Origin of the sequence: Variovorax sp. MSC1_012 (genome assembly GCF_023667525.1) — a bacterium.
In the GTDB taxonomy this organism is placed as follows: domain Bacteria; phylum Pseudomonadota; class Gammaproteobacteria; order Burkholderiales; family Burkholderiaceae_C; genus Variovorax; species Variovorax beijingensis_B.
In genome coordinates this window covers 4118657-4144102 of sequence record NZ_CM174443.1, presented here as the reverse complement: position 1 = coordinate 4144102, position 25446 = coordinate 4118657, and the positions used below count along the sequence as shown (strand labels likewise).

The 25446-nt window shown below is 68.6% G+C and carries 21 protein-coding genes; 18 read left to right on the top strand and 3 right to left on the bottom strand.

Annotated elements, in window-relative coordinates:
* Positions 1–61 precede the first annotated feature (61 nt).
* Positions 62–1267 carry a threonine ammonia-lyase gene (locus L1081_RS19345; protein WP_489413623.1) on the bottom strand — a complete coding sequence of 402 codons (1206 nt, stop codon included), beginning with the start codon at positions 1265–1267 and terminating at the stop codon, positions 62–64.
* 116 nt (positions 1268–1383) lie between these two features.
* Here L1081_RS19345 and L1081_RS19340 point away from each other — a divergent pair, with 116 nt between their 5' ends.
* The 3 genes from L1081_RS19340 to L1081_RS19330 all read left to right on the top strand — a co-directional run bounded on the left by L1081_RS19340 (position 1384) and on the right by L1081_RS19330 (position 6744).
* Complete coding sequence (locus tag L1081_RS19340) at positions 1384–3711, top strand: AAA family ATPase (RefSeq protein WP_489413622.1); 2328 nt, start codon at positions 1384–1386, stop codon at positions 3709–3711.
* A gap of 79 nt (positions 3712–3790) precedes the next feature.
* Positions 3791–5416, top strand: coding sequence for a S41 family peptidase (locus L1081_RS19335; protein WP_489413621.1), 1626 nt, complete (start codon positions 3791–3793; stop codon positions 5414–5416).
* Between the two features lie 143 nt (positions 5417–5559).
* Positions 5560–6744 (top strand): nucleoside hydrolase, encoded by a 1185-nt coding sequence (locus L1081_RS19330; RefSeq protein ID WP_489413620.1) that lies wholly within the window; start codon positions 5560–5562, stop codon positions 6742–6744.
* An 18-nt stretch (positions 6745–6762) separates the two neighbouring features.
* Here L1081_RS19330 and recQ read toward each other — a convergent pair whose 3' ends face one another.
* Positions 6763–8664 (bottom strand): DNA helicase RecQ, encoded by a 1902-nt coding sequence (recQ, locus tag L1081_RS19325; RefSeq protein WP_489413619.1) that lies wholly within the window; start codon positions 8662–8664, stop codon positions 6763–6765.
* 292 nt (positions 8665–8956) lie between these two features.
* Here recQ and L1081_RS19320 point away from each other — a divergent pair, with 292 nt between their 5' ends.
* The 15 genes from L1081_RS19320 to L1081_RS19250 all read left to right on the top strand — a co-directional run bounded on the left by L1081_RS19320 (position 8957) and on the right by L1081_RS19250 (position 24424).
* The gene (locus tag L1081_RS19320; RefSeq protein WP_489413618.1) at positions 8957–9925 is read left to right on the top strand and encodes an ABC transporter substrate-binding protein; all 969 of its coding nucleotides are present in this window, start codon (positions 8957–8959) and stop codon (positions 9923–9925) included.
* Entirely contained in the window at positions 9906–10784 is an 879-nt protein-coding gene (locus L1081_RS19315) for an ABC transporter permease subunit (RefSeq protein WP_489413617.1), read from the top strand. Before L1081_RS19320 ends, L1081_RS19315 begins: the two co-directional genes overlap by 20 nt.
* Positions 10784–11572 (top strand): ATP-binding cassette domain-containing protein, encoded by a 789-nt coding sequence (locus tag L1081_RS19310; protein ID WP_489413616.1) that lies wholly within the window; start codon positions 10784–10786, stop codon positions 11570–11572. The genes L1081_RS19315 and L1081_RS19310 overlap by 1 nt, the downstream gene beginning before the upstream one ends.
* 1 nt (position 11573) lies before the next feature.
* Positions 11574–12311, top strand: coding sequence for a histidine utilization transcriptional repressor HutC (gene hutC / locus L1081_RS19305; protein WP_489413615.1), 738 nt, complete (start codon positions 11574–11576; stop codon positions 12309–12311).
* Between the two features lie 181 nt (positions 12312–12492).
* Positions 12493–14046, top strand: a complete 1554-nt coding sequence (hutH, locus tag L1081_RS19300) for a histidine ammonia-lyase (RefSeq protein WP_489413614.1) — start codon at positions 12493–12495, stop codon at positions 14044–14046.
* A gap of 24 nt (positions 14047–14070) precedes the next feature.
* Entirely contained in the window at positions 14071–15789 is a 1719-nt protein-coding gene (gene hutU, locus L1081_RS19295; protein WP_489413613.1) for a urocanate hydratase, read from the top strand.
* A 145-nt stretch (positions 15790–15934) separates the two neighbouring features.
* Positions 15935–16669 carry an IclR family transcriptional regulator domain-containing protein gene (locus L1081_RS19290; protein WP_489413612.1) on the top strand — a complete coding sequence of 245 codons (735 nt, stop codon included), beginning with the start codon at positions 15935–15937 and terminating at the stop codon, positions 16667–16669.
* Positions 16670–16719: 50 nt separating this feature from the next.
* Positions 16720–17460: a transporter substrate-binding domain-containing protein gene (locus L1081_RS19285; RefSeq protein ID WP_489413611.1), complete on the top strand. Its 741-nt coding sequence runs from the start codon at positions 16720–16722 to the stop codon at positions 17458–17460.
* Between the two features lie 110 nt (positions 17461–17570).
* Positions 17571–18239, top strand: a complete 669-nt coding sequence (locus L1081_RS19280) for an amino acid ABC transporter permease (RefSeq protein WP_489413610.1) — start codon at positions 17571–17573, stop codon at positions 18237–18239.
* Between the two features lie 148 nt (positions 18240–18387).
* On the top strand, positions 18388–18963 hold the full coding sequence (locus tag L1081_RS19275) for a HutD family protein (protein ID WP_489413609.1): 576 nt from the start codon (positions 18388–18390) through the stop codon (positions 18961–18963).
* A 23-nt stretch (positions 18964–18986) separates the two neighbouring features.
* A complete protein-coding gene (gene hutI, locus L1081_RS19270) occupies positions 18987–20237 on the top strand; it encodes an imidazolonepropionase (RefSeq protein WP_489413608.1) in 1251 nt (416 codons plus the stop codon).
* Positions 20234–21643, top strand: a complete 1410-nt coding sequence (locus tag L1081_RS19265; protein WP_489413607.1) for a formimidoylglutamate deiminase — start codon at positions 20234–20236, stop codon at positions 21641–21643. Before hutI ends, L1081_RS19265 begins: the two co-directional genes overlap by 4 nt.
* A 4-nt stretch (positions 21644–21647) precedes the next feature.
* Positions 21648–22463, top strand: coding sequence for an N-formylglutamate deformylase (gene hutG / locus L1081_RS19260; protein WP_489413606.1), 816 nt, complete (start codon positions 21648–21650; stop codon positions 22461–22463).
* A 48-nt stretch (positions 22464–22511) separates the two neighbouring features.
* Positions 22512–23558, top strand: coding sequence for a homocysteine S-methyltransferase family protein (locus tag L1081_RS19255; RefSeq protein ID WP_489413605.1), 1047 nt, complete (start codon positions 22512–22514; stop codon positions 23556–23558).
* A gap of 83 nt (positions 23559–23641) precedes the next feature.
* Entirely contained in the window at positions 23642–24424 is a 783-nt protein-coding gene (locus tag L1081_RS19250; protein WP_489413604.1) for an SH3 domain-containing protein, read from the top strand.
* Here the strand turns inward: L1081_RS19250 and L1081_RS19245 are convergent, their stop codons facing one another.
* Entirely contained in the window at positions 24425–25351 is a 927-nt protein-coding gene (locus L1081_RS19245; RefSeq protein ID WP_489413603.1) for a LysR substrate-binding domain-containing protein, read from the bottom strand.
* Positions 25352–25446 lie beyond the last annotated feature (95 nt).

Genomic DNA, 25446 nt, shown 5'->3' with positions numbered 1-25446 from the left:
AAACTGCGGCCATTTTACCGGCGGCCCCCGGCGCCAGGGTCTAGGGGGTTGCGAGCCCCCTTCAGTGCTGCTCCTCGGCCTCGAAACCGGCGTCGTGCAGCGCGCCCAGCACGCTGGCTAGGTGGGCCCGTCCGCGGGTCTGCAGCACCAGCTCGATGTCGACGTTCTGGGCTGCCAGCATGGTAAACGCTCTTTGGTGATGAACTTCGTCGACGTTAGCGCCCGCTTCTGCCACGGTGGCCGTGATCTGGGCCAGCGAGCCCGGCACATCGCGCGCACTCACGCGCACGCGCGCCAGCCGGCCGGCCCGCACCATGCCGCGCTCGATGATGGCCGCCAGCAGCAGCGGGTCGATGTTGCCGCCCGACAGCACCAAGCCCACGCGCTTGCCCTTGAAGCGCGCCGGATGCCGGATCAGCGCCGCCAGGCCGGCCGCACCCGCGCCCTCGACCAGGGTTTTTTCGATTTCGAGCAGCATCAGCACGCCCTGCTCGATGTCGCCTTCGTCGACCAGCAGCAGGTCGTCGACATGCTGGGCGATGATTTCCCGCGTGAGCACGCCGGGCGTTCCGACCGCGATGCCTTCGGCGATGGTGCTCTTGCCCTGCAGGTGCTGGGTGCCCTTGACGGCATTCACCATGCCCGGAAAGCGCGTGGTCTGCACGCCGACGATCTCGATGTCGGGTTTGCGCTCGCGCGCCGCGATCGCCATGCCCGCGATCAGCCCGCCGCCGCCGACCGACACCACCAGGGTGTCGAGGTCCGGCACCGCATCGAGCATTTCGAGCGCCACGGTGCCCTGGCCCGCGATGATGGCTTCGTCGTCGTAGGGGTGGACGAAGGTCAGCCCCTCGCGTTCGGCCAACTCCAGCGCATGCGCGCGCGCCGCGTCGAGCGTGTCGCCGTGCAGCACCACCTCGGCGCCGAAGCCGCGCGTGCGCTCGATCTTCACGCCGGGCGTGAAGCGCGGCATCACGATGAGTGCGCGCAGGCCGAGCCGCTGCGCGTGGTAGGCCACGCCCTGGGCGTGGTTGCCGGCCGACATGGCGACCACGCCGCGCGTTGTTTCCTGGCCTTCCAGAAGATCGACCAGCTTGTTGCACGCCCCCCGCTCCTTGAACGAGGATGTGAACTGCAGATTCTCGAACTTCAGGTAGACCTGCGCGCCCACGATCTCGGAGAGCGTGCGCGATTCGACGCAGGGCGTGTTGAGCACCTGACCCTCGAGACGCGCCGCGGCGCGCCGGATTTCTTCGATTCCGACCATGGCGGGCATTGTGGCTGGAATCGCGTCATCAGGGTTTTTACCGCTTCCGCGTCTTCCCGAAGCCAAAAGTCTGCGTTATGGTCGCCCCAAGAAGTTCCTCGTCTGGAGGTTGTCCGATGGTCAAGCGTGCGGGTGTCGATGTAGTGGCTGCTGCGGTACGCGGGCAGGCATTGCCGTCGCCCGGGCTCAAGGGTGCGCCGGTGCTCGAGCTCATGTGCTCGCACTTCGTGCTCACGCTGGCCGCCAAGCAGGGGCCGCGCTTCAACGTGCGCCGCGACATCAACGGCCTGCTCTCGCTCACCGGCCGCCACCTGGTGTGGCCGGCCGCGGTGCTGCAGCGGCTGCGCGAATTCCTCGGCCGGCGCTGCGCCGGCAACGAGGCCTGGAAGGGCGTCGAGAACTTCGACGGCCGCACGCTGCTCGAGCGGCATGGCGTGTGGCGCGGGCCCTACGAGGAAGGCACGCTGTTCTTCTACCTCGACGAATACGCCAAGGACTACCCCAAGGACCTGCTCTCGGTGCTGGCCGTCACGCGCGACTGGCTCACGCATGCGCTGCGCAAGCAGTCGACGCTGGTCGAGAAGAACATCGACGCGCTCGCGGGCCTCCTGCAGCTCAACAAGGCCGAGCGCGCGCTGCTGCTCTACGGCACGCTCGCGCGCTACCAGCGCGACCTGCGATCGCTTCTGGTCGAGTTCAAGGTCAACAACGCGCCCGAGGCCTATGCCGCCATTGCCGACATCGCGGGCGTCAACGCCACCGAAGTGGGCGAGGCCCTGCGCGCAGGCTCGCGGCTGGAGCGCATCGGCCTGGTCGAGAACCTGATCTCCGAGCACAACATCACCGACCTGGCCGACCTCATGAAGGTCAGCGAGAAGCTGCCACCGGTGCTGATGCGCGAGTACCGCGACCACAACGAACTGATGGCCGTGTTCACGCGGCCCTCGGCCAAGAGCGCGCTCACCACGCACGACTTCTCCTTCGTCGAGGAAGACGCGCAGATGCTCGTCACGCTGCTGCGCGCGGCGGTGGCGCGCAAGGAGCCCGGCGTCAACGTGCTGCTCTACGGGCCGCCCGGCACCGGCAAGACCGAGCTTGCCAAGGTGGTGGCGCAGGCGGCGGGGCTGGAGCTGTTCGAGGTCGAATATGCCGACCGCGACGGCAACTCGCTCTCCGGCCGCGACCGCTACCGCTCGCTGCAGATCGCGCAGGTGTTCCTCAAGGGCAGCGCGCAGGCCGCGCTGCTGTTCGACGAGGTCGAGGACGTGTTCCCGCCCATCAGCACCGAGGCCGCGCAGTTCATGGCGCGCGCCGAGCAGATTCCCGCGCCCACCAGCGGCAGCGTGAGCGGCAAGGCCTGGGTCAACCAGATCCTCGAGGCCAACCCGGTACCCACGCTGTGGGTCACCAACCGCATCGAGCAGATCGACCCCGCATTCCGGCGCCGCTTCGCCTACCACCTGGAGCTCAAGTCGCCGCCGCCCGGTGCGCGCGAGCAGCTCGTGAAGAAGACGCTCGAAGGCATCGTCGTGTCCGAGGCCTTCACCGCCAAGCTGGCCGAGCGCAAGGGCCTCACGCCCGCGCAGATCCGCACCGCGGTGCGCTTTGCAGGGCTGGCGCAGACGGAGGACGGCGCCTCGATGGAGGCGCTGATCGAGCGCCAGCTCAAGAACGCCGACCTGGCGCTCGGCACGCTCGACACCGGCCCGGGCGAGCGGCGCAGCGTCACCACCTACGACCTCGACATGCTCAACGTCGAGACCCGGTTCGAGATCCCGCGCATCGTGGCGGCGATCAAGGCGCGCGGCCATGGCACGCTGTGTTTCTACGGCGCGCCCGGCACCGGCAAGACCGCGCTGGCCGAGCACATCGCCAAGGCCATCGGCCGGCCGCTGATCATCAAGCAGGCCAGCGACCTCATGAGCAAGTACGTCGGCGAGACCGAGCAGAACATGGCGGCCATGTTCAAGGAAGCCGAAGCCGAGAAGGCCGTGCTGCTGCTCGACGAGGCCGACAGCTTCCTGCAGGACCGGCGCGGCGCCCAGCGCACCTACGAAGTGACCGAGGTCAACGAGATGCTGCAGGGCATGGAGCGCTTCAACGGCGTCTTCATCTGCACCACCAACCTGCTCGACCGGCTCGACCAGGCGGCGCTGCGGCGCTTCACCTTCAAGATCAAGTTCATGCCGCTGACCGCGCCGCAGCGCGAGCGCATGTTCGTGACCGAAGCGCTGGCGGGCGACGCCGCGCTGCTCACCGGAGACATCAAGGCGCGGCTGGCGCCATTGCACCAGCTGTGCCCGGGGGATTTCGCGGCTGTGAAGCGGCAGACGGATATTCTCGCGGTCGAGTTCTCGGCCGCCGAATTCCTCGACCAGCTCGAGGCCGAGCACCGCATCAAGCCCGAGGTGCGCGAGTCGCGCGGCATCGGCTTCATGCAATAGCAAGCAAGCAAGAGGACCGCGGGAGCGCGGCAGACAGAAAGAAAAAACCGTCCGCCGCGGCGGACACCAGGAGGGCTCGATGAGCTTGGGCAATGGGCACGCGCGGGCGACGCCGCGCTTCAACGCATCGGCTGCGGCCGCATTCGCATTGGCCGGCATCGTCTGCGTGCTGGCGGGTTGTGGCGGCGGCGGAGGAGGGGGTGGCGGCGGCGGGTTTCCGATCGTCGCGCCGCCCGGCAGCACGCCGCCTCCCACCAGCGGCGGCGATGGCGCTGGCGGCGGGGACGACGATGCCATCCTTGCCTCTGCCACCGTGGCCGGCCTGTGCGCCGCGCCGCGCGCCGGCGTCAACCCCGCAACGGGGAAGGCCTATCCCGACAAGCCCGGCACGCTGACCGACGAGAAGCGCTGGGTGCGCGGCTGGATCGACGAAACCTACCTCTGGTACGGCGAGGTGCCGACCACCCTCAAGGCCGCCGACTACGCCACGCCGGTGGCCTACTTCAGCGTGCTCAAGAGCCCGGCCCTCACGGCCTCGGGCCGCGCGAAGGACCGCTTCCACTACGTGTACGACACCGAGCGCTACCGGCAGCTCTCGGAGAACGGCGTGGCGCCGGGCTACGGCATGGAGATTGCCATCGTGCGCAGTTCTCCGCCGCGCAACATGCGCATCGCCTTCCTCGAGCCGAACTCGCCCGCCGCGAACGCAGGCCTCCAGCGGGGCGCGAAGATCGTCGAAGTCGATGGCGTCAATGCCGTCAGCAGCACCGGCACCGAGAACGTCGACGCGATCAACCGCGCGATCTCGCCGCAGACGGTGGGCGAATCGCACACCTTCGTGTTCGAGGTGGGCGGCGTCCGGCAGGCGCCCGTCACGCTGGCGGCCGCGAAGATCACGCGCACGCCGGTGCAGAACGTGAAGACCATCGACACCGGCAGCGGCCGCGTCGGCTACCTGCTCTTCAACGACCACATCACGACCTCCGAATCGCAGCTCGTCAACGCCTTCAACCAGTTCAAGCAGGACGGCGTGCAGGACCTCGTGCTCGACATGCGCTACAACGGCGGCGGCCAGCTCAACATCGCCAATCGCCTCGCCTCCATGGTGTCTTCGCCGGGCGCCACCTCGGGCAAGGTTTTCGAGCGCCTGGCCTTCAACGACAAGAACCCGTTCCACCTGACGCCGGCCCAGACCATCTACCCGTTCCTCGGCACCAGCCGCACCGGCGCCACGCTGCCGAGCCTCGGCCTCTCGCAGGTCACGGTGCTGGTCAGCCGCGACACCTGCTCGGCCAGCGAGGCGGTCGTCAACGGCCTGCGCGGCATCGACGTCAAGGTCAATCTCGTGGGCGGCACCACTTGCGGCAAGCCCTATGGCTTTTCTCCGCAGGACAACTGCGGCACCAGCTATTTCGCGATCCAGTTCCAGGGCGTCAACCACAAGAACTTCGGCGACTACGGCGACGGATTCGCGCCCGACTGCGCCGTTGCCGATGATTTCAGCCACCAGCTCGGCGATCCGGCCGAGGCGCGGCTGGCGGCTGCGCTCGCGATGCGCAACGGCGGCGCCTGCCCCGTTCCGGCCTCGGCCAAGTCCCAGGCGGAGTCCGAGAAATCCGGGACGGCCGACGAGCAGCCCTACCTGCTCCATCGCTCGCCGCTGCGTGAAATGCGCCTGCTTGAAGCCGCTCCATCGCCGGGCTGAACGGCTGCGACACCGGCCTCGTTACCCCTTGAAACCTTGCGCTTTGCCACACCCGTGGCATGCGCTTTAGAGTTCAAGCAAACGTTTGCGCAAACGTTTGGCATTTAGTTCTACATGGCAAGACCACTCGAAAAGGAGCCGGGATGACGATTCGGATTCAGCGACGCAGGTGGATGGCGGCGGCCTTGCTCGCCACGGCGCTCTCGGCCTGCGGGGGCGGCGGCAACGGCAACAGCGGCATTGGGCTCGCACCGGGCTTCGGCGCCCCGCCGCCTCCGGCGCAGAAGATCATCATCGACAGCGACTACAACACCATGAGCGACGACGGCCAGCTCGGCGTGATGGCCGCGCAGCTGCAGGCCCAGGGCAAGGTGCAGGTCATGGGCATCAGCGTGGTCTCGGGCAACCAGTGGCTCAGGCAGGGCGTGGCCGACGCGCTGAAGTCGGTCGAGCGGCTGGGCGTGGGCAACCGCATCGGCATCTATGCGGGCGCGAACTACGCCTTCAACCACGACTACGCGACCATCGAGGCCGAGATGGCGGCCGGCTCCGGCGGCGACGGCTACCTGGGCGCCTGGAGCTCGCCCGAGCCCAAGAGCGATGCCGACCTGAAGCCCTCGCCCGACGGCTTTGCCACCCACACGGTGCTCCAGCGCACCAGCGCGGTCGACTTCATCGTCGACACCGTGAAGGCCAATCCCAACGAGATCACCATCCTGGCCATCGGCCCGCTCACCAACATTGCGCTCGCGGTCAAGCAGAACCCCGAGATCGTGCCGCTGATCAAGAAGATCATCTACATGGGCGGCGCGGTCGACGTGCCGGGCAACACCACCAGGTACGCCGAGTTCAACTGGTGGTTCGACCCCGAGGCCGCGCAGTTCGTGGTGCGGCTGCCGATTCCGCAGGTGGTGGTGCCGCTGGACGTGACCGACACCGTGTTCCTGACCAAGCCGATCTACGACCGCATCGCGCACACAGCCAAGCCCACCGCCGTGACCGAGGTGTTCCGCCAGCTCAACGGCTACGGCTTCAGCGGCACCAACGGCTTCGAGAACAACCCGGCCTACACGCAGAACATCTGGGACACGCTCACGCTCGCCTATCTGATCGATCCGGCCTATGCCACCGAAACCGTCGAGCGCTATGTCGACGTGGTCGCCAAGCCCGGCGCCGCCGACAACGGCCGCTCCATCGGCTATGCCTCGCAGCCCGCGGGCCCGGCGCTGCAGAAGATGACGGTGGTGAAGAAGTTCGACAATGCGCGCTTCTTCGAGCTCTATGTCGACCTGCTCACGCGGCCGGTGCCGATCGTGCTGCGGCCCTGAAAGCTGGGGGCGGCCTGGCTAGAACGCGCTGCAGACGCGCAGCACCTCGGTGCCGTAGGCCTCGAGCTTCTTGGTGCCGATGCCGCTGATGCCCTGTAGGTCTTCGAGCGTCGCGGGCGCGCGTTCGGAAATTGCCGCCAGCGTGGCGTCGTGGAAGATCACGTAGGCCGGCAGGTTGTGCTCGCGCGCTACTTCCGCGCGCCAGGCCTTCAGCGCCTCGAAGCGCTTCTGGCCATCGGCATCGAGCGCCGCGGCCGCCGGAGACGGGGCGCCGCGCGCCGCCTTCTCGCGCCGGGGCTTGCCGCCGCGCGCGGCCGGCGACGAAACCGATTCGCGCAGCGTCACGTTCGCTTCGCCCTTGAGCACCGCGCGCGAGCCTTCCGTGAGCTTCAGGGTGTTGAAGGCTTCCGCATCGACGGCCAGTGCGCCCGTGGCGATGAGCTGGCGCAGCACGCCGCGCAGCTGCACTTCGCTGAACTCCGCGCCAATGCCGAAGGTGCTGATGCGCTCGTGCCCGAACTGCTTGACCTTCTCGGTTTCCTTGCCGCGCAGGATGTCCATGATATGGCCCGCGCCAAAGCTGATGCCGCTCAATTGCTGCACGCGGTAGATGGTGGAGAGCAGCTTGCGCGCGGCATCGGTGCCGTCCCACACCTGCGGCGGGTTCAGGCAGTTGTCGCAGTTGCCGCAGGGTGTGCTCTTCTCGCCGAAGTAGCCCAGCAGGCGCACGCGCCGGCAGTCGCTCGCCTCGGCCAGCGAGAGCAGCGCGTCGAGCTTGCCGCGCATCACCTGCTTGAACTCTTCGCCTGCGGGACTCTCGTCGATCATGCGGCGCTGGTTCACCACGTCCTGCAGGCCGTAGGTCATCCAGGCATCGGCTGGCGCGCCGTCGCGGCCCGCGCGGCCGGTTTCCTGGTAGTAGCCCTCGATGTTCTTGGGCATGTCGAGGTGGCCGACAAAGCGCACGTCGGGCTTGTCGATGCCCATGCCGAAGGCGATGGTCGCAACCATCACCACGCCCTCTTCGCGCAGGAACCGGTCCTGGTGCTTCTGGCGCACCGCCGCGTCCAGGCCCGCGTGGTAGGGCAGCGCGTTGATGCCGGCGCCCTGCAGCATCACGGCCACGTCTTCCACGCGCTTGCGCGACTGGCAATAGACCACGCCCGCATCGCCTTCGTGCTCGCGCTCGATGAAGCGCAGCAGCTGCGTGGTCGCGTCCTTCTTCTCGACGATGGTGTAGCGGATGTTCGGGCGGTCGAAGCTGGAGACGAACTGGCGCGCTTCCTCCAGCTGCAACCGCTCGACGATGTCGGCGCGCGTGAGCGCATCGGCAGTGGCGGTGAGCGCGATGCGCGGCACGCCCGGGTAGCGCTCGTGCAGCACCGTGAGCGCACGGTATTCGGGGCGGAAGTCGTGGCCCCACTGGCTCACGCAATGCGCCTCGTCGATCGCGAACAGCGAGAGCTTGCCGCGCTCCTTCAGCGAATCCAGCTGCGAGAGAAAGCGCGGCGTGTTCACGCGCTCGGGCGCGGCGTACAGCAGCGTGATCTCGCCGCGCAGCATGCGGCGCTCGACGTCCTGCGTCTGTTCCCAGTCGAGCGTCGAATTCAGGAAGGCCGCGTTCACCCCGGCCTCGTGCAGCGCGCCGACCTGGTCGTGCATCAGCGCGATCAGCGGCGACACCACCACCGAGACGCCGCGCCCCGCGCGCTGCCGCGCAATGGCCGGGATCTGGTAGCACAGCGACTTGCCGCCGCCCGTGGGCATCAGCACCAGCGCGTCGCCGCCGCCCACCACGTGCTCGACGATGTCCTGCTGCGGTCCGCGGAACTGCGAATAGCCGAAGACTTCGTGAAGGATGTCGGCGGGTGCGCTGCTGCTGCCGGGGGCGTCAAGGGGGAGGGGAGCGAGCGAGGACACGGGCAGCGGATGCGAAGGGTAGGGATGGCAAGAAGGGGGAGGCGCCGATTGTCCCCCAGCGGCATCGATATGACTGTGGCACGAGGTTTGCAATCGTGAAGCCCGTCCCGCCGCCCCTCCTGTATAGACAGCAATCTGGTGCATTTTTGCTGAAGGGATGCACCGAAAAGGCACTCCCGGGTTATCCTGTATATACAAGTTGGGGCGCTTGGCAACAATGCGAGGCACGCGCAGCCCATGGTCGGGAGCGCGTCGCCGAGCCTTTTTCTAGAAAACAGACCCAGGAGTACCCATGGTCAAGACGGTAGTTGTGAAAGTCGCTTCGCTGCTGGCAGCAGGGGCATGTGCAGCGGGCATGGCCGGAACGGCCGCCGCGCAGGAAACCAGGATCGCGCTCGGCATGTCGGGCTGGACCGGCTTCGCGCCGCTCTCGCTGGCCGACAAGGCCGGCATCTTCAAGAAGAACGGCCTGGACGTCGAGCTCAAGATGATTCCGCAGAAGGACCGGCACCTCGCGCTGGCCTCCGGCGCCATCCAGTGCGCGGCTACCACGGTGGAAACGCATGTGGCCTGGAATGCCAACGGCGTGCCCATCGTGCAGATCTTCCAGATGGACAAGTCCTACGGCGCCGACGGCCTTGCCGTGCGCAACGACGTGAAGGGCTTTGCCGACCTCAAGGGCAAGACCATCGGCGTGAGTGCGCCGGGCACCGCGCCCTACTTCGGCCTGGCCTGGATGCTCAGCAAGAACGGCATGACGCTGAAGGACGTGAAGGTGGTCTCGCTCGAGCCGCAGCCCGCGGCCCAAGCCTTCGTGGCCGGCCAGAACGACGCCGCCATGACCTACGAGCCCTATCTTTCGACCGTGCGCGCCAACCCCACCGCGGGCAAGATCCTGGCCACCACGCTGGACTACCCGATGGTGATGGACACCGTGGGCTGCGCGCCCACCTGGCTCAAGGCCAACGCCAAGGCTGCGCAGGCGCTCACGAAGTCGTACTTCGAGGCGCTCGACATGATCAAGGCCGACCCCGCCAAGGCCAACGAGCTCATGGGCTCGGCCGTCAAGCAGACCGGCGAGCAGTTCGCCAAGTCGTCGGCCTACCTGCGCTGGCAGGACAAGGCGGCCAACCAGAAATTCTTCGCGGGCGAGCTCACCAGCTTCATGAAGGAAGCCACGGCCATCCTGCTGGAGGCCGGCGTGATCCGCAAGGCGCCTGAAGACTACACGGCCATGTTCGATGCAAGCTTCGTCAAGTAAGGCCCTGCCGCAGGTGGCGCCGCGCGCGGCGCTGCCTGCATCGGCCGCAACCCCCCAGGCCGCCGCGCCCGCGCGGCGCCGTTCGCTCGCGCCGCTCGAGCCCATCAGCGGGCGCGCGCGTGTGCTGCTCGGCCTCGGCTTCTTCGTGGCCTTCGTGCTCGTGTGGTCCGTTGCCACGCTCGGCGGCTTCGTGCCGCCGACCTTCCTGGCCAGCCCCGTGACCATGCTGAAGGAAGGCTGGATGCTGTTCGCCGAGTTCGGCTTCCTCGGCGACGTGGGCATGACCGTGTGGCGCGTGTTCGGCGGCTTCCTGCTGGCGGCCGTGCTGGCGGTGCCGCTGGGCATTGCCATGGGCACCTGGAAGGCCGTGGAGGCCTTCTTCGAGCCCTTCGTCTCGTTCTGCCGCTACCTGCCGGCGTCGGCCTTCATTCCGCTGCTCATCCTGTGGGCGGGCCTGGGCGAGATGCAGAAGCTGCTGGTGATCTTCATCGGCTCGTTCTTCCAGATCGTGCTGATGGTGGCCGTGACGGTGGGCGGTGCGCGGCGCGACCTCGTCGAGGCCGCCTACACGCTCGGCGCCAAGAGCCGCGGCATCGTGGCGCGCGTGCTCATCCCGGGTGCCGCACCGGGCATCGCCGAAACGCTGCGCCTGGTGCTGGGCTGGGCCTGGACCTACGTGATCGTGGCGGAACTCATCGGCTCCTCGTCGGGCATCGGCCACATGATCACCGACAGCCAGGCGCTCCTGAACACCGGGCAGATCATCTTCGGGATCATCGTGATCGGCGTCATCGGGCTGGTGTCCGACTTCGCTTTCAAGGCGCTCAACCGCCGTCTCTTTGCATGGGCGGCACTGTGATGACAACGAACAACCAGCTTTCCATCCAGGGCGTCTCGCGCGTCTTCACCGGCACCAGGGGCCAGAGCACGCAGGCGCTGCTGCCGATCGACTTCGAGGTGCGCGAGAACGACTTCGTCACCATCCTCGGCCCCTCGGGCTGCGGCAAGTCGACGCTGCTGCGCATCGTCGCGGGGCTCGACTTCCCGACCACCGGCCAGGTGCTGCTCGACGGCGAGCGCATCGAAGGCCCGGGCGCGGACCGCGGCGTGGTGTTCCAGAGCTACACGCTCTTTCCGTGGCTCACGGTGGCGCAGAACATCCGCTTCGGGCTGCGCGAGCGCGGCATGAGCGAGGCCGACCAGAAGGAGCGCAGCGAGTTCTTCATCGCCAAGGTGGGCCTGCGCGGCTTCGAGCACCATTTTCCGAAGCAGCTCTCGGGCGGCATGCAGCAGCGCACCGCGATTGCGCGCGCGCTCGCCAACGACCCCAAGATGCTGCTGCTGGACGAGCCCTTCGGCGCCCTCGACAACCAGACCCGCGTGCTGATGCAGGAACTGCTGCTCGGCATCTGGGAGTCGGCGCGCAAGACGGTGCTGTTCGTCACGCACGACATCGACGAGGCGATCTTCATGGCCAACCGCGTGGCGGTGTTCAGCGCGCGCCCGGGCCGCATCAAGACCGAGATCGCAGTCGACTTTCCGCATCCGCGCAGCTACACCATCAAGACCTCGCCGGAGTTCATGGAAATCAAGGCGCGGCTGACCGAAGAGATCCGCGCCGAGTCGATGGCCGCGGCCGAACACTGACATGAAACGCGACCTGCCGTCCCTCGCGCTCTATGCGCAAGTCAAGGATCACATCTCCCGCAAGATCCAGGACGGCACCTGGCCGGCCGGCCATCGCCTGCCGTCCGAGAGTGAATTGGTCGCGCAGTTCGGCATCTCGCGCATGACGGTGAACCGTGCGCTGCGCGAGCTGATGGAGCAGGGCCGCATCGTGCGCGTGGCCGGCGTCGGCAGCTTCGTGGCCGAGAACAAGCCGCAGTCCACGCTGCTGCAGATCGCCAACATCGCGAGCGAGATCCGCCAGCGCGGGCACGACTACCGCTGCGAGATGCTCGCGGTGGAACGCCTGGCCGCCTCTCCCGACGTGGCCGCCTGGCTCGACATGCGCGCGGGCACCTCGGTGTTCCACAGCGTCTGCCTGCACCTGGAGAACGACACGCCGGTGCAGCTCGAGGAGCGCTATGTCAACCCGCTGGTCGTGCCCGATTTCCTCGAGCAGGACTTCGCCTCCGTGCCGCCCAGCGAGTACCTGGTGCGCAACGTGCCCTTCGACCAGATCGAACACGTCGTCGATGCCGTGCTGCCCACCGCCGAGCAGGCGGGCCGGCTCGCGATGGAGCCCACCGATCCCTGCCTGCTGCTCACGCGCCGCACCTGGACGCGCAACACGCCGGTCACCTGGGTGCGCTGCCTGCATCCGGCGTCGCGCTACAGCCTGGGCAGCCGCTTCCGAGCCGACGGCAATCCGTCCTTCGGCTAGACCTATGGCTCTCCCCCAGTCTTCGCGCACTTCGTGTCGCTCCGCCAACCCCCTCGCCGGGGGCAACACCAGCGGCCCGGCAAAGCCGGTTCCGCGGTGTTCCACGAAGGGACCGTGAGTCTTTTTTAAATGTCCGAAGGACAAGGTTTTCTCTCGCAACCACTTGTATAGACAGGTTCACATGCCAAGAAGCAATCACACCGCCACCACCCTGACCCTCACGCCCGGCAAGGTGGATCTCGCCATGCTGCGCCGCATCCAGGCCGGCGGCGTGCGGCTGGCGCTCGACCCTTCGGTGCAGGAGGGCATGGCGCGCGCCGAAGCGGCGGTGCGCCACATCGTCGAGAACGACCAGGTGGTCTACGGCATCAACACCGGCTTCGGCAAGCTCGCGAGCACGCGCATCGGCAACGACCACCTGGCCGAGCTGCAGCGCAACCTGGTGCTTTCGCACAGCGTGGGCACGGGCGAGCCGCTGGCCGCGCCGGTGGTGCGCATGGTGCTCGCGACCAAGGCCGTGAGCCTGGCGCGCGGCCATTCGGGCGTGCGGCCCGCCCTGGCCGATGCGCTGCTGGCCTTGTTCAATGCGGGCGTCATGCCGCGCATTCCGTGCAAGGGCTCGGTCGGCGCCTCGGGCGACCTCGCGCCGCTCGCGCACATGGCCTGCGTGCTGATCGGCGAAGGCGAGGCGACCCTTGCCGACGGCAAGGTCGTCGGCGGCGCCGAGGCCATGCGCAGCATCGGCCTCGAACCCTTCGTGCTCGGCCCCAAGGAAGGCCTGGCGCTGCTCAACGGCACGCAGGTGTCGACCGCGCTCGCGCTCGCCGGCCTGTTCGGCGCGGAGGACGTGTTCGCTTCGGCCCTGATGTCGGGCGCGCTCTCGCTCGAAGCCATCCAGGGTTCGATCAAGCCTTTCGACGCGCGCATCCATGCCGCGCGCGGCCAGCCCGGGCAGATCTCGGTGGCCGGCGCGGTGCGCACGCTGCTCGAAGGCAGCGAGATCGTGCCGTCGCACGCCGACTGCGGCCGCGTGCAGGACCCGTATTCGGTGCGCTGCATTCCTCAGGTGATGGGCGCCTGCCTCGACAACCTCGCGCATGCCGCGCGCGTGCTGGTGATCGAGGCCAATGCCGCATCGGACAACCCGCTGGTGTTCTGCGACACCGGCGAAGTGATCTCCGGCGGCAACTTCCACGCCGAGCCGGTCGCCTTTGCGGCCGACATCATCGCGCTGGCCGTGAGCGAAGTGGGTGCGATTGCCGAGCGCCGCATCGCGCTGCTGCTCGACACCGGCCTCTCGGGCCTGCCGCCGTTCCTGGTGCGCGACGGCGGCCTGAATTCCGGCTTCATGATCGCGCAGGTCACGGCCGCGGCGCTGGCGTCGGAGAACAAGTCGCTCGCGCATCCCGCGAGCGTCGACAGCCTGCCCACCTCGGCCAACCAGGAGGACCATGTCTCGATGGCCACCTTCGCGGCGCGCCGGCTCGGCGACATGGTCAACAACACCGCGGTGGTGGTGGGCATCGAAGCCATGGCCGCCGCGCAAGGCATTGAACTCAAACGTGGACTCAAGAGCTCCCCGCTGGTCGAAGCCGAGTTCGCCGCCATCCGCAAGAAGGTCGCCTTCCTCGAACGCGACCGCTACCTCGCGCCCGACATCGAAGCCATGCGTCAGTGGGCGCTGAAGGCCGAACTGCCGGCCGCGCTCTTGAACATCCTGCCCAGCCACGCCTGAACACCGATCAAGGAGAACCTCGCCATGAACGCACCCGAAAAGCTCCCGCTGCAAAACACCGACCCGCGCCATGATCCCGCGCGCGTGATCCGCGCCCCGCGCGGCAGCACGCTCAACTGCAAGAGCTGGCTCACCGAGGCGCCTTACCGCATGTTGCAGAACAACCTCGACGCCGAGGTGGCCGAGCGCCCGCAGGACCTCGTGGTGTACGGCGGCATCGGCCGCGCCGCGCGCAACTGGGCCTGCTACGACCAGATCCTCGCGTCGCTGAAAGAGCTGAACGACGACGAGACCTTGCTCATCCAGTCGGGCAAGCCGGTCGGCGTTTTCAAGACGCACGAGAACGCACCGCGCGTGCTGCTCGCCAACTCGAACCTCGTGCCCAAGTGGGCCAACTGGGAGCACTTCAACGAGCTCGACCGCCAGGGCCTCTTCATGTACGGCCAGATGACGGCGGGCAGCTGGATCTACATCGGCAGCCAGGGCATCGTGCAGGGCACCTTCGAGACCTTTGTCGAAGCCGGCCGCCAGCACTACGGCAACAGCCTCGCAGGCAAGTGGATCCTCACGGCCGGCCTCGGCGGCATGGGCGGCGCGCAGCCGCTCGCGGCCACGCTCGCGGGCGCGGTGTCGCTCAACATCGAGTGCCAGCAGACCAGCATCGACTTCCGCCTGCGCACGCGCTACGTCGACAAGCAGGCGCGCGACATCGACCACGCGCTTGAACTCATCCAGCAGCACTGCGACGCGAAGGAAGCCGTGTCGATCGCGCTGCTCGGCAATGCGGCCGACATCCTGCCCGAGCTCGTGAAGCGCGCGAAGGCCGGCGGACTCAAGCCCGACCTCGTGACCGACCAGACCTCCGCGCACGACCTGATCAACGGCTACCTGCCCTCGGGCTGGAGCGTGGCGCAATGGCAGGCCGCGATGAAGGACGCCTCGCAGCACGACGCGCTCAAGAAAGCGGCAGCCAAGTCGTGCGCCGTGCACGTGCAGGCCATGCTCGACTTCCAGGCCATGGGCATCCCCACGGTCGACTACGGCAACAACATCCGCCAGGTCGCCTTCGACGAAGGGGTAAAGAACGCCTTCGACTTCCCGGGCTTCGTTCCGGCCTACATCCGCCCGCTGTTCTGCGAAGGCAAGGGCCCGTTCCGCTGGGTGGCGCTGTCGGGCGACCCGGAAGACATCTACAAGACCGACGCCAAGATCAAGGAACTGTTCCCCGAGAACACCCACACGCACCGCTGGCTCGACATGGCGCGCGAGCGCATCGCGTTCCAGGGCCTGCCGGCGCGCATCTGCTGGCTCGGTCTGGGCGAGCGCCACATCGCGGGCCTGGCCTTCAACGAGATGGTGAAGAACGGCGAGCTCAAGGCGCCCATCGTGATCGGCCGCGACCACCTCGACACCGGCTCGGTCGCGAGCCCCAATCGCGAGACCGAAGCCATGAAGGACGGCACCGATGCGGTGAGCGACTGGCCATTGCTCAACGCGCTGCTCAACACCGCGGGCGGCGCCACCTGGGTCAGCCTGCACCACGGCGGCGGCGTGGGCATGGGCTATTCGCAGCACTCGGGCGTGGTGATCGTGTGCGACGGCACCGACGCCGCGGCCAAGCGCATCGAACGCGTGCTCTGGAACGATCCGGCTACCGGCGTGATGCGCCATGCCGACGCGGGCTACGACATTGCCGTGGCCACGGCGAAGAAGCAGGGGCTCAAGCTGCCGATGGTGCGCTGACCGGCGAGTGAAGCAGCGGTAAGACGAAGGTAGAAAGAAAAAGCGTGCTCATTCCCACCCAGTGGGAATGAAGGCTTGGATGTGGGAACGGCGGGCAAGATACTGCACACCGCATCCACTTTCGACGCCCCCGCGATTGGCCCAGATGACGTCCATGCCCGAAGCTTCCGCCCACAACGACCGCGCGCTGCGCGTGCTGTCGGTGCTGGCGCAGAGCAAGTCGGCGATGAGCGCGGCCGATCTCGTGCAGGCCACGGGTCTCGTCAAGAGCACGCTGTACCGGCAGATCGCGGTGCTGCGGCGCTGGGGCTTCGTGATGGAGACCGATGGGCGCTATTCGCCCGGCCCGGTGAGCGTGCAGCTTGCGAGCGGCTTCGACGGCAACTCCGACCTCGTGATGGCGGCGCGCGCCGACATGCGCGCGCTTGCGCAGCAAAGCCATGAAAGCGTGGCGCTGGTCACGCTGGTCAACGACCGCGTCGTGTGCCTGGAGATGATCGATAGCGAGCAGTCGCTGCGCTGCTCGTTCGACCGGGGCCGCAGCGTGCCGGCGCGCGACGGCGCCAGCGCCAAGTGCCTGCTGGCGCACCTGCCGATCGATCAGCGCGACGCCTTGCTCGACGCGTTCGGCGAGAGCCCCGGACGCCGCGCCGAGCGTGCCGCCGAGCTCGACGCGATCCGTGAAGCCGGCCATGCCGTGACCCACGGCGAGGTCGACGCGGGCGTCTGGGGCGCGAGCGCTCCGGTGCTCGGCCCGGGCCGGCGCCTGCGCGGCGCGATCACGCTCATGGCGCCGCTCACGCGCGCCGGGGGCATGGAAGCTGCATGGGTTCCCCTGACCGCCGTCACGGCGGCGCGCATCTCGCGCGCGCTGCAGTAGACGATCGCTGCCTTTCCCTCTTTCTTTTTCAAACCCACGGAAGCCTTCACATGAACACCCGCCGCACCCTCGTTGCCGCCGCACTCTCCAGCCTCGTCTTCTTCGGTTTCGCCGCCACCGCGCAGGCGCAGGGCGAGCCGCTGCGCGTGGCCACCGACGCCACCTTTCCGCCGATGGAATTCGTGGAGAACGGCAAGCGCACGGGCTTCGACGTGGAGCTGGTCGAGGCCATCGGCAAGACGCTGGGCCGCAAGATCGAATGGATCGACATCGACTTCAAGGGCCTGGTGCCGGGACTTGTCTCCAAGCGCTTCGACATGGCCGTGTCGGCCATCTACATCACCGACGAGCGCAGGAAGGTGGTCGATTTCACCGTGCCCTACTACGCGGGCGGCCTCGTGGTGATGGTGAAGGACGGCAACACGGCCATCAAGGCGCCGGCCGACATCAACGGCAAGAAGGTCAGCGTGCAGGTGGGCACCAAGTCGGTCGCCTACACCAAGGAGAAATTCCCGCAGGTGCAGCTGATGGAGGTCGAGAAGAACCAGGAAATGTTCAACCTCGTCGACATCGGCCGCGCCGATGCCGCCGTGACCGGCAAGCCCGCCGCCTACCAGTACGTGCGCACGCGCGGCGGCCTCAAGGTGCTGCCCGAGCAGATCACCACCGAGGAATACGGCATGGCCATCCGCAAGGACACGCCCGAGCTCACCAAGGCCGTGAACGGTGCCATCGAAAAGCTCAAGGCCGACGGCACCTACGCGCAGATCGTCGCCAAGTGGTTCAAGTAATGTCGGCCCCCCGGCTTTTCACGCGCTGCGCGCGTGTAACTCCACCCCCCATGGGGGAGGCGCGGCCGGCTTGGGGCGGCCCGGCGCTCGGCCGCCGAAAAGGTTGACCCATGGATCTCGACTTCTCGCCGGTCTGGCAGGGCTGGCCCGACCTGCTGCGCGGCGCGCTGGTCACGGTGGAGATCACCGCCTGCGCGCTCGCGCTCGGCTGCGTGCTGGGCCTGCTGGTGGGCATCGGCCGGCTCAATCCGAAGCGACGCTGGCTCTACGGCATCTGCACGGCCTACGTGGCGGCGATTCGCGGCACGCCGCTTCTGGTGCAGCTGTTCATTTTGTTCTTCGGACTGCCGCACTTCGGCATCCTGCTGCCGGCCTTCCTGTGCGGCGTGCTGGGGCTGGGCGTGTATTCGGGGGCCTACGTGTCGGAGATCGTGCGCGGCGCGATTCAGTCGATCGACAAGGGCCAGACCATGGCGGCGCAGTCGCTGGGCATGACGCCAGGCACGGCGATGCGCGAGATCGTGCTGCCGCAGGCGGTGGTGCGCATGATTCCGCCGCTGGGCAACGAGTTCATCGCGCTCATCAAGAACTCGGCGCTGGTGTCTCTGCTGACGATCCACGACGTGATGCACGAAGGGCAGAAGATCATCAGCGTGTCGTACCGCTCGCTCGAGGTCTACCTGGCGATTGCGCTCGTGTACTTCGTGCTCACGGGCACGATGACGCTGGTCCTCAGGCACTTCGAGCAGAAGCTGCGGCAGGGCGGGCTGATGCGATGAATGGCGCTGCTGCATTTGCATTTCTCCCTCCCCTCCCGGGGGAGGGCCGGGGTGGGGGCACGACGGCCTTGCCCTTCGCGCGGCGCTCGTTGCGCGCTGCCCCCATCCCAGCCTTCCCCCGGAAGGGGAAGGAGCAAGAGGACCCATCATGAGCAACGTGCAGCGTTTCTCGCGCACGGCGCTGCCGGCCATGCCCTGGAAGAACGGCGGCGGCACCACGCAGGAGATCGTGAGCTGGCCGCAGGGCGCGGGCCTCGACAGCTTCGGCTGGCGCGCGAGCATCGCGACCATCGCGGCGGCCGGGCCGTTCTCGGTGTTCCCGGGCGTGGACCGCAACATCATGCTGCTCGAAGGCGACGGCGTGCGGCTGTTCACGCACGACGGCCGCATCGAGCACCGGCTCGACGTGCCGCACCGGCCGTTCGCGTTCAGCGGCGACGACGCGATCGACTGCGCACTGCTCGGCGGCGCATCGAACGACTTCAACATCATGACGCGGCACGGACAGTGGCGCGCCGACGTGCGGGTGCTGGACCAAGCATCGGCCATCGAGGCCGCACCGCACGGCGTGCTGCTCGCGATCCGCGGTGCATGGCGCCTGAACGGCGAGCCCTGCCTTGAAGGCGAAGGCCTGTACTGGACCGACAGCGCACAGCCATGGCAGGCCGAGCCCGCGCAACAGGAAGGCGCTCGGCTGGCTGCGGTTCGCATCGTGCCGGCGTAAGCTGTGCAAACACCAGACAAGACATGACATCCGCAACCACATTCCCATCGGCCGACGGCCTCTGGACGGGCCTGCGCCTGGCGCCCGGCGCGGCGCCCGGCACCACCCTGGAGGCCAGCACCGAAGCCGCGATCGCGGTGGCCGAAGGCACGATCCGCTGGGCTGGCGCGCGCAGCGCGCTGCCGGCCCGATTCGAGGCCCTGCCGCTGCACGATGGTGGCGGCGCGCTCGTCACGCCCGGCCTGGTCGATTGCCACACCCACCTGGTTTACGGCGGCCAGCGCGCCAACGAGTTCGCGATGCGGCTTGCGGGCGCCACCTACGAAGAAGTGGCGAAGGCCGGCGGCGGCATCGTCTCGTCGGTGCGCGCCACGCGCGAGGCCGATGAAGACGCGCTCTTCGCGCAGGCCGCGCCCCGGCTCGAACAGCTGCTGGCCGACGGCGTCTGCGCGATCGAGATCAAGTCTGGCTACGGCCTCGCGCTCGAACATGAGCGCAAGCAGTTGCGCGTGGCGCGGCGCCTGGGCGAGACTTATGGCGTCACCGTGCGCACCACCTTCCTCGGCGCGCATGCGCTGCCGCCGGAGTACGCGGGCCGCAGCGGCGACTACATCGATCTCGTCTGCAGCCAGATGCTGCCCGCGCTCGCGGCCGAGGGACTGGTCGATGCAGTCGACGTGTTTTGCGAACGCATCGCCTTCACGCTCGCGGAAACCGAGCAGGTCTTCCAGGCCGCGAAGGCGCTGGGCCTGCCCGTCAAGCTGCATGCCGAGCAGCTCTCCGACATGGGCGGCGCCGCGCTCGCCGCGCGCTACGGCGCGCTCTCGTGCGACCACATCGAGCACCTGTCGGCCGAAGGCATCGAGGCCATGCGCCAGTCGGGCACCGTGGCCGTGCTGCTGCCTGGCGCCTACTACACGCTGCGCGACACGCACATGCCACCGATCGAGGCGCTGCGCACTGCCGGCGTGCCGATGGCCGTGTCGACCGATCACAACCCCGGCACCTCGCCCGCGCTGAGCCTGCTGTTGATGATGAACATGGCCTGCACGCTGTTCCGCCTGACCGTGCCCGAGGCGCTGGCCGGCGTCACGGTGCATGCGGCGCGCGCGCTGGGCCTGCAAGACACGCACGGCGCGATTGCCGAAGGCATGCCCGCCAACTTCGTGCTGTGGAACGTGCGCGATGCGGCCGAGCTGGCCTACTGGTTCGGCCAGCGCCCGGTGCGCAGCGTCGTGCGGCAAGGCCGCATCGCCGTGGGAGCGACCCGATGAACACGCTGTTCGCGGCCGATGCGCTGCTGCCCGGCGGATGGGCGAAGAACGTGCTGCTGTCGTGGAACGAGGCCGGCCAGCTCACGAAGGTGCAGCCCGCGGCCCAGCCGGCAGCGGGCACGCAGGTGGCGAAGGGCCCCGTGATCCCCGGCATGCCCAACCTGCATTCGCACGCCTTCCAGCGCGCCTTCGCGGGGCTCACCGAATACCGCGCCCAGCAGCAGGACAGCTTCTGGAGCTGGCGCACGCTGATGTACCGCTTTGCCGCGCGCCTCGGCCCGCAGCAGATGGAGGCCATCGCGACCTGGCTCTATGCCGAGATGCTCGAGGCGGGCTACACCAGCGTGTGCGAGTTCCAGTACGTGCATCACGATGCCGACGGCCGCCCCTATGCCGACGATGCGACGCTGAGCCTCGCATTGCTGCGCGCCGCGAAGAAGGCCGGCATCGGCTTCACGCTGCTGCCTGTGCTCTACCAGGCCAGCGGCTTCGGCGGCCTGCCGCCCAACGAAGGGCAGCGCCGCTTCATCCGCTCGACCGATTCGATGCTGCGCCTGCTCGACAGGCTCAAGCCCGCGTGCGACGCGCAGGGCGCACCCGGACCGCAAGGCGGTCCTTCGGCCCGCCTGGGCCTCGCGCCGCACTCGCTGCGCGCCGTGCCGCCCGACGCGCTGCGCGAAGCCATCGCGGGGCTCGAGGCCATCGACCCGGGTGCGCCGATTCACATCCACATTGCCGAGCAGACCAAGGAAGTCGACGACTGCGTGGCCTGGAGCGGCCAGCGCCCCGTGGCCTGGCTGCTCGACCATGCGCCGGTCGATGCGCGCTGGTGCCTGGTGCATGCCACGCACATGGATGCGGCCGAATACGAGCGCGGCGCCAAGAGCGGCGCGGTGGCCGGCCTGTGCCCGACCACCGAGGCCAACCTCGGCGACGGCATCTTCGATTTCTCCGCCTGGCGCCACCATGGCGGCGCCTGGGGCCTGGGCTCCGACAGCCATGCCACGGTCAACGCCGCGGAAGAGCTGCTGATGCTCGAATACAGCCAGCGCCTGGCCTGGCGGCAGCGCAACGTCGGCGCCAGCGCGGCGCAGCCGCACGTGGCCACCGCGCTCACGCTCGAAGCGGTGCGCGGCGGTGCGCAGGCTTCGGGCCGGGCCATCGCCGGCCTGGCCGCGGGGCAGCAGGCCGATTTCGTCGTGCTCGATGCCGCACAGCTTGCGCTGCAAGGTCTGCCAGCGCCCGACATGCTGTCGGCCCACGTCTTCGCGAGCCACCGCACCTCGGCCATCGACACCGTCTGGGTGTCGGGCCAGCCGCGCGTCGCGGCCGGCCGCCATGCCTTGCACAACGAGGCCGCCGCCGCCTTCGTCGCGGCGCGCAGCCAGCTTCTCCAGGAAAATTGAGCCCATGAGTTTCACCACCACCGAACCCGCCTTCCGCTTCCGCCAGGGCACGCGTCCCCTGCTGATCTCGATGCCGCATGTCGGCACCTACGTGCCACCCGCGCTCGCCGCCCGCCTGAGCGACGAGGCGCGCCAGGTGCCCGACACCGACTGGCACCTCGAACGGCTCTACGACTTCGCCGATGCGCTCGGCGCCTCGGTGCTCGTTGCCACGCATTCGCGCTACGTGGTCGACCTGAACCGACCGCCGGATGGCGCCAGCCTCTATCCGGGCCAGAGCGTCACCGGCCTGTGCCCGGTCGACACCTTCGACGACACGCCGGTCTACGCGTCGGCCGACGACCTGCCGGGCGACGCGGAAATCGCCGCGCGCCGCGACGCCATCTGGCAGCCCTACCACCGGCAGCTGCAGGCCGAGCTCGACCGCCTGAAGGCCGCGCACGGCACCATCGCGCTGTGGGACGCGCACTCGATCCGCTCGGTGCTGCCGCGCTTCTTCGAGGGCAAGCTGCCCGACCTGAACCTGGGCACCGGCAAGGGCAGCAGCTGCGACCCCGCGCTGGCCGCCACGCTGCTGGGCATCGCCGAATCGGCCACCGGCTACACGGGCGTGCTCAACGGCCGCTTCACGGGTGGCTACATCACGCGCCAGTACGGCAACCCCGCCGCCGGCGTGCACGCGGTGCAGCTGGAGATGACGCAGTCGAGCTACATGCAGGAGAAGCTGCCCTTCGACTACCTGCCCGAAATCGCAGCCGGCGTGCAGCCGCATGTGCGGCGCATGATCGAGGCGGTGCTGGAATTCGTCGAACGGCGCTAAAGCACTGACGCCGCCCAGGGGCAGCCTTGCTTCCTACAATTGGAAGTTATGAAGCCCCTTGTCTACACCCGCGGCCAGGCCCTGGCCGGCATCCTCGAAAAGCGCATTGCCATCCTCGACGGCGCAATGGGCACGATGATCCAGCGCTTCAAGCTCACCGAGGAACAGTACCGGGGCGAGCGCTTCAAGGACTTCGAGCGCGACGTGAAAGGCAACAACGAACTGCTCTCGCTGACACGGCCCGACGTGATCCGCGACATCCACGAGGGCTACCTCGCGGCCGGCGCCGACCTGATCGAGACCAACACCTTCGGCGCCACCACCATCGCGCAGGAGGACTACAAGATGGCGCATCTCGCACGCGAGATGAACCTCGAATCGGCCAAGCTTGCGCGCGCGGCCTGCGACAAGTTCAGCACGCCCGACAAGCCGCGCTTCGTGGCCGGCGCCCTCGGCCCGACGCCCAAGACCGCGAGCATCAGCCCCGACGTGAACGACCCCGGCGCGCGCAACGTCGACTTCGAGCAATTGCGCGCGGCCTACTACGAGCAGGTCGAGGCGCTGGTCGAGGGTGGTTCGGACGTGATCCTGGTCGAGACCATCTTCGACACGCTCAACGCCAAGGCCGCGCTGTTCGCGGTGGACGAGTATTTCGACAACAGCGGCCAGCGCCTGCCGCTCATCATCAGCGGCACCGTGACCGACGCCTCGGGCCGCATCCTGAGCGGCCAGACCGTCACCGCGTTCTGGCACAGCGTGCGCCATGCGCAGCCGCTGGCCGTCGGGCTCAACTGCGCGCTGGGCGCGGCGCTGATGCGGCCCTACATCCAGGAACTGGCAAAGGTGGCGGGCGACACCTTCATCAGCTGCTACCCGAACGCGGGCCTGCCCAATCCGATGAGCGAGACCGGCTTCGACGAGACGCCCGACGTCACCTCGCGGCTGCTGCACGAGTTCGCGGCCGAAGGGCTGGTCAATATCGTGGGCGGCTGCTGCGGCACCACGCCGGACCACATCGCGGCCATCGGTCGGGCCGTGGCGCCGATGAGCGGCCGGCTGTTGAACAGCAACGGCTTCTACCGCGAAGCAGCGTGACTGGCGCCCGGGGCTGTCGCGCCCCTGGCTGATTGACGGCATCCGGGCCGCCGCCTAGGCTGGCGGCGCAAAGGAAGCTGATCATGAACAACAAACTCTCCATGCGCTGGATCGGCATCGGCGCTGTTGCGCTGGCCTTGCCGCTGGCCGCCGCGGCGCAGCAGGCCTTCACGCGCGGCACGGTCAACCTGCGGGCCGGGCCCTCCAGCGACTATCCGCTGGTGGCGCGCCTCGGCCCGGGCCAGCCGCTCGACGTGATCGGCTGCACCGGCGGCTATAGCTGGTGCGACGTGGTGCTGCCCGACGGCGGGCGCGGCTGGGTCTGGGCCCGAAGCCTGGACTACGCCTACCAGGAGCAGCGTGTGCCGCTGGCCAGCTATGCCGCGGTGATCGGCGTGCCCATCGTCACGTTCGTGATCGGCAGCTACTGGGCCGACTACTACCGCGACCGGCCCTGGTACGGCGAGCGCCGCTGGTGGGGCAGCCGGCCGCCGCCTCCGCCGGTGCCCGGCTGGCGTCCCCCGCCACCGGTGCGGCCGGCCTGGCAGCCCAAGCCATGGCCGGGCCCAGGGTTCAAGCCCGCGCCGCCGCCCGGCGTGCGTCCACAGCCCGGGCCGGGCTACCGCCCACAGCCGGGGCCGGGCTACCGCCCACCGCAGCCGGGCCCGGGTTTCCGCCCGCCTGCGGACCCCGGCTTCAAGCCGCCGCGGCCCCAGCCGGCCTTCCGGCCCGGGCCGCCACCCGGCCAGCCGCAGATGCATCCGGGCGGCGGACGGCCCGGCGCAGGTGGTGGCGGGGGCGGCGGCCGCCCGCACGGCGGCGGTGAAGGCGGCGGCAAGGGCGGCGGCCAAGGCCACCGCGACTGATCAGCCGCGCGCCTGCGCGGTGGGAATGCCCGCCGCGGCCTGCCGGTCGCGCGCAATCAGCGCCACGAAGCGCTGAGCCCCCAACCCCAGCGGCCGCTCGCGCGACCACACCACGTCGACCCACAGGTCGAGCCCGTTGCTGAGGTTCTCGAATGGAATCTCGACCAGCGCGCCCGCGGCCACGTGCGGCCTGGCGAAATTGCGCGGCAACCAGCCCCAGCCGAGTCCGGCCGTGATCAGGCTCAGCGCGGCCAGCGCGTTGTCGGTGCGCCAGACGTGGCGCGCGAACACGAAGCGCGGGTCGCTGGTGGCGAGGTCGCGCCCCGCCACCACGATCTGCCGGGTGTTCGTCAGGTGCTCCTCGCGCAGCCGCTCGCCGGCGGCCGCCATCAGCACCGGATGGCCGGGCGCCATCACGGCGACCATGGTGTCGCTGCCGACTTCCTGGAACCCCTCGCGGCCGTCGAGGCTCGGGCGTTCGAACACCAGCGCCAGCTGCGCGCGGCCGCTGTGCAGCAGCGCCAGCGCATCGGCCTGCGGCGCCGCCAGCACCTCGACCTGCAGCAGCGGATATTCCTCGGCCAGCGCGGCCAGCGGCCCGCTCCAGGGCGCGGCCAGCAGTTCGGGCGCAATGGCCAGCGTGAGCCGGTTTTCCAGGCCCTGCGTGAGCGCCAGGGCCTGCACCTGCAGCTGCTTCAACTGGGCGGCGAGGAGCCGCGCCTGCGGCTCCAGCGAACGGGCGGCGGCGGTCGGCTGCGGCTCGCGGCCGCTGCGGTCGAACAGCGGCAGGGCCAGTTCGGCCTCCAGGTTGGCAATGGCCATGCTGACGGCCGAAGGCACCTTGTGCAGCGCGCGCGCCGCGGCCGAGAAGGAGCCGTGGTCGATCACGGCCAGGAAGACTTCGACGTTGTCGCTGGAGAAAGCCATCTGCTGTGCCGATCTATCAATAAAACTGAAATAAGTTGACTTTTTATATCAGCGAACAGCAAATAAAGTCCAGCCATCTCTTCATTTGCCAGAGG

Excerpts from the sequence above, each read along its gene's own strand:
- L1081_RS19345 (WP_489413623.1), bottom strand. The coding sequence starts at position 1,267 with ATGGTCGGAATCGAAGAAATCCGGCGCGCCGCGGCGCGTCTCGAGGGT.
- L1081_RS19340 (WP_489413622.1), top strand. The coding sequence starts at position 1,384 with ATGGTCAAGCGTGCGGGTGTCGATGTAGTGGCTGCTGCGGTACGCGGG.
- L1081_RS19335 (WP_489413621.1), top strand. The coding sequence starts at position 3,791 with ATGAGCTTGGGCAATGGGCACGCGCGGGCGACGCCGCGCTTCAACGCA.
- L1081_RS19330 (WP_489413620.1), top strand. The coding sequence starts at position 5,560 with ATGACGATTCGGATTCAGCGACGCAGGTGGATGGCGGCGGCCTTGCTC.
- L1081_RS19320 (WP_489413618.1), top strand. The coding sequence starts at position 8,957 with ATGGTCAAGACGGTAGTTGTGAAAGTCGCTTCGCTGCTGGCAGCAGGG.
- L1081_RS19315 (WP_489413617.1), top strand. The coding sequence starts at position 9,906 with ATGCAAGCTTCGTCAAGTAAGGCCCTGCCGCAGGTGGCGCCGCGCGCG.
- L1081_RS19310 (WP_489413616.1), top strand. The coding sequence starts at position 10,784 with ATGACAACGAACAACCAGCTTTCCATCCAGGGCGTCTCGCGCGTCTTC.
- hutC (WP_489413615.1), top strand. The coding sequence starts at position 11,574 with ATGAAACGCGACCTGCCGTCCCTCGCGCTCTATGCGCAAGTCAAGGAT.
- hutH (WP_489413614.1), top strand. The coding sequence starts at position 12,493 with ATGCCAAGAAGCAATCACACCGCCACCACCCTGACCCTCACGCCCGGC.
- hutU (WP_489413613.1), top strand. The coding sequence starts at position 14,071 with ATGAACGCACCCGAAAAGCTCCCGCTGCAAAACACCGACCCGCGCCAT.
- L1081_RS19290 (WP_489413612.1), top strand. The coding sequence starts at position 15,935 with ATGACGTCCATGCCCGAAGCTTCCGCCCACAACGACCGCGCGCTGCGC.
- L1081_RS19285 (WP_489413611.1), top strand. The coding sequence starts at position 16,720 with ATGAACACCCGCCGCACCCTCGTTGCCGCCGCACTCTCCAGCCTCGTC.
- L1081_RS19280 (WP_489413610.1), top strand. The coding sequence starts at position 17,571 with ATGGATCTCGACTTCTCGCCGGTCTGGCAGGGCTGGCCCGACCTGCTG.
- L1081_RS19275 (WP_489413609.1), top strand. The coding sequence starts at position 18,388 with ATGAGCAACGTGCAGCGTTTCTCGCGCACGGCGCTGCCGGCCATGCCC.
- hutI (WP_489413608.1), top strand. The coding sequence starts at position 18,987 with ATGACATCCGCAACCACATTCCCATCGGCCGACGGCCTCTGGACGGGC.
- L1081_RS19265 (WP_489413607.1), top strand. The coding sequence starts at position 20,234 with ATGAACACGCTGTTCGCGGCCGATGCGCTGCTGCCCGGCGGATGGGCG.
- hutG (WP_489413606.1), top strand. The coding sequence starts at position 21,648 with ATGAGTTTCACCACCACCGAACCCGCCTTCCGCTTCCGCCAGGGCACG.
- L1081_RS19255 (WP_489413605.1), top strand. The coding sequence starts at position 22,512 with ATGAAGCCCCTTGTCTACACCCGCGGCCAGGCCCTGGCCGGCATCCTC.
- L1081_RS19250 (WP_489413604.1), top strand. The coding sequence starts at position 23,642 with ATGAACAACAAACTCTCCATGCGCTGGATCGGCATCGGCGCTGTTGCG.
- L1081_RS19245 (WP_489413603.1), bottom strand. The coding sequence starts at position 25,351 with ATGGCTTTCTCCAGCGACAACGTCGAAGTCTTCCTGGCCGTGATCGAC.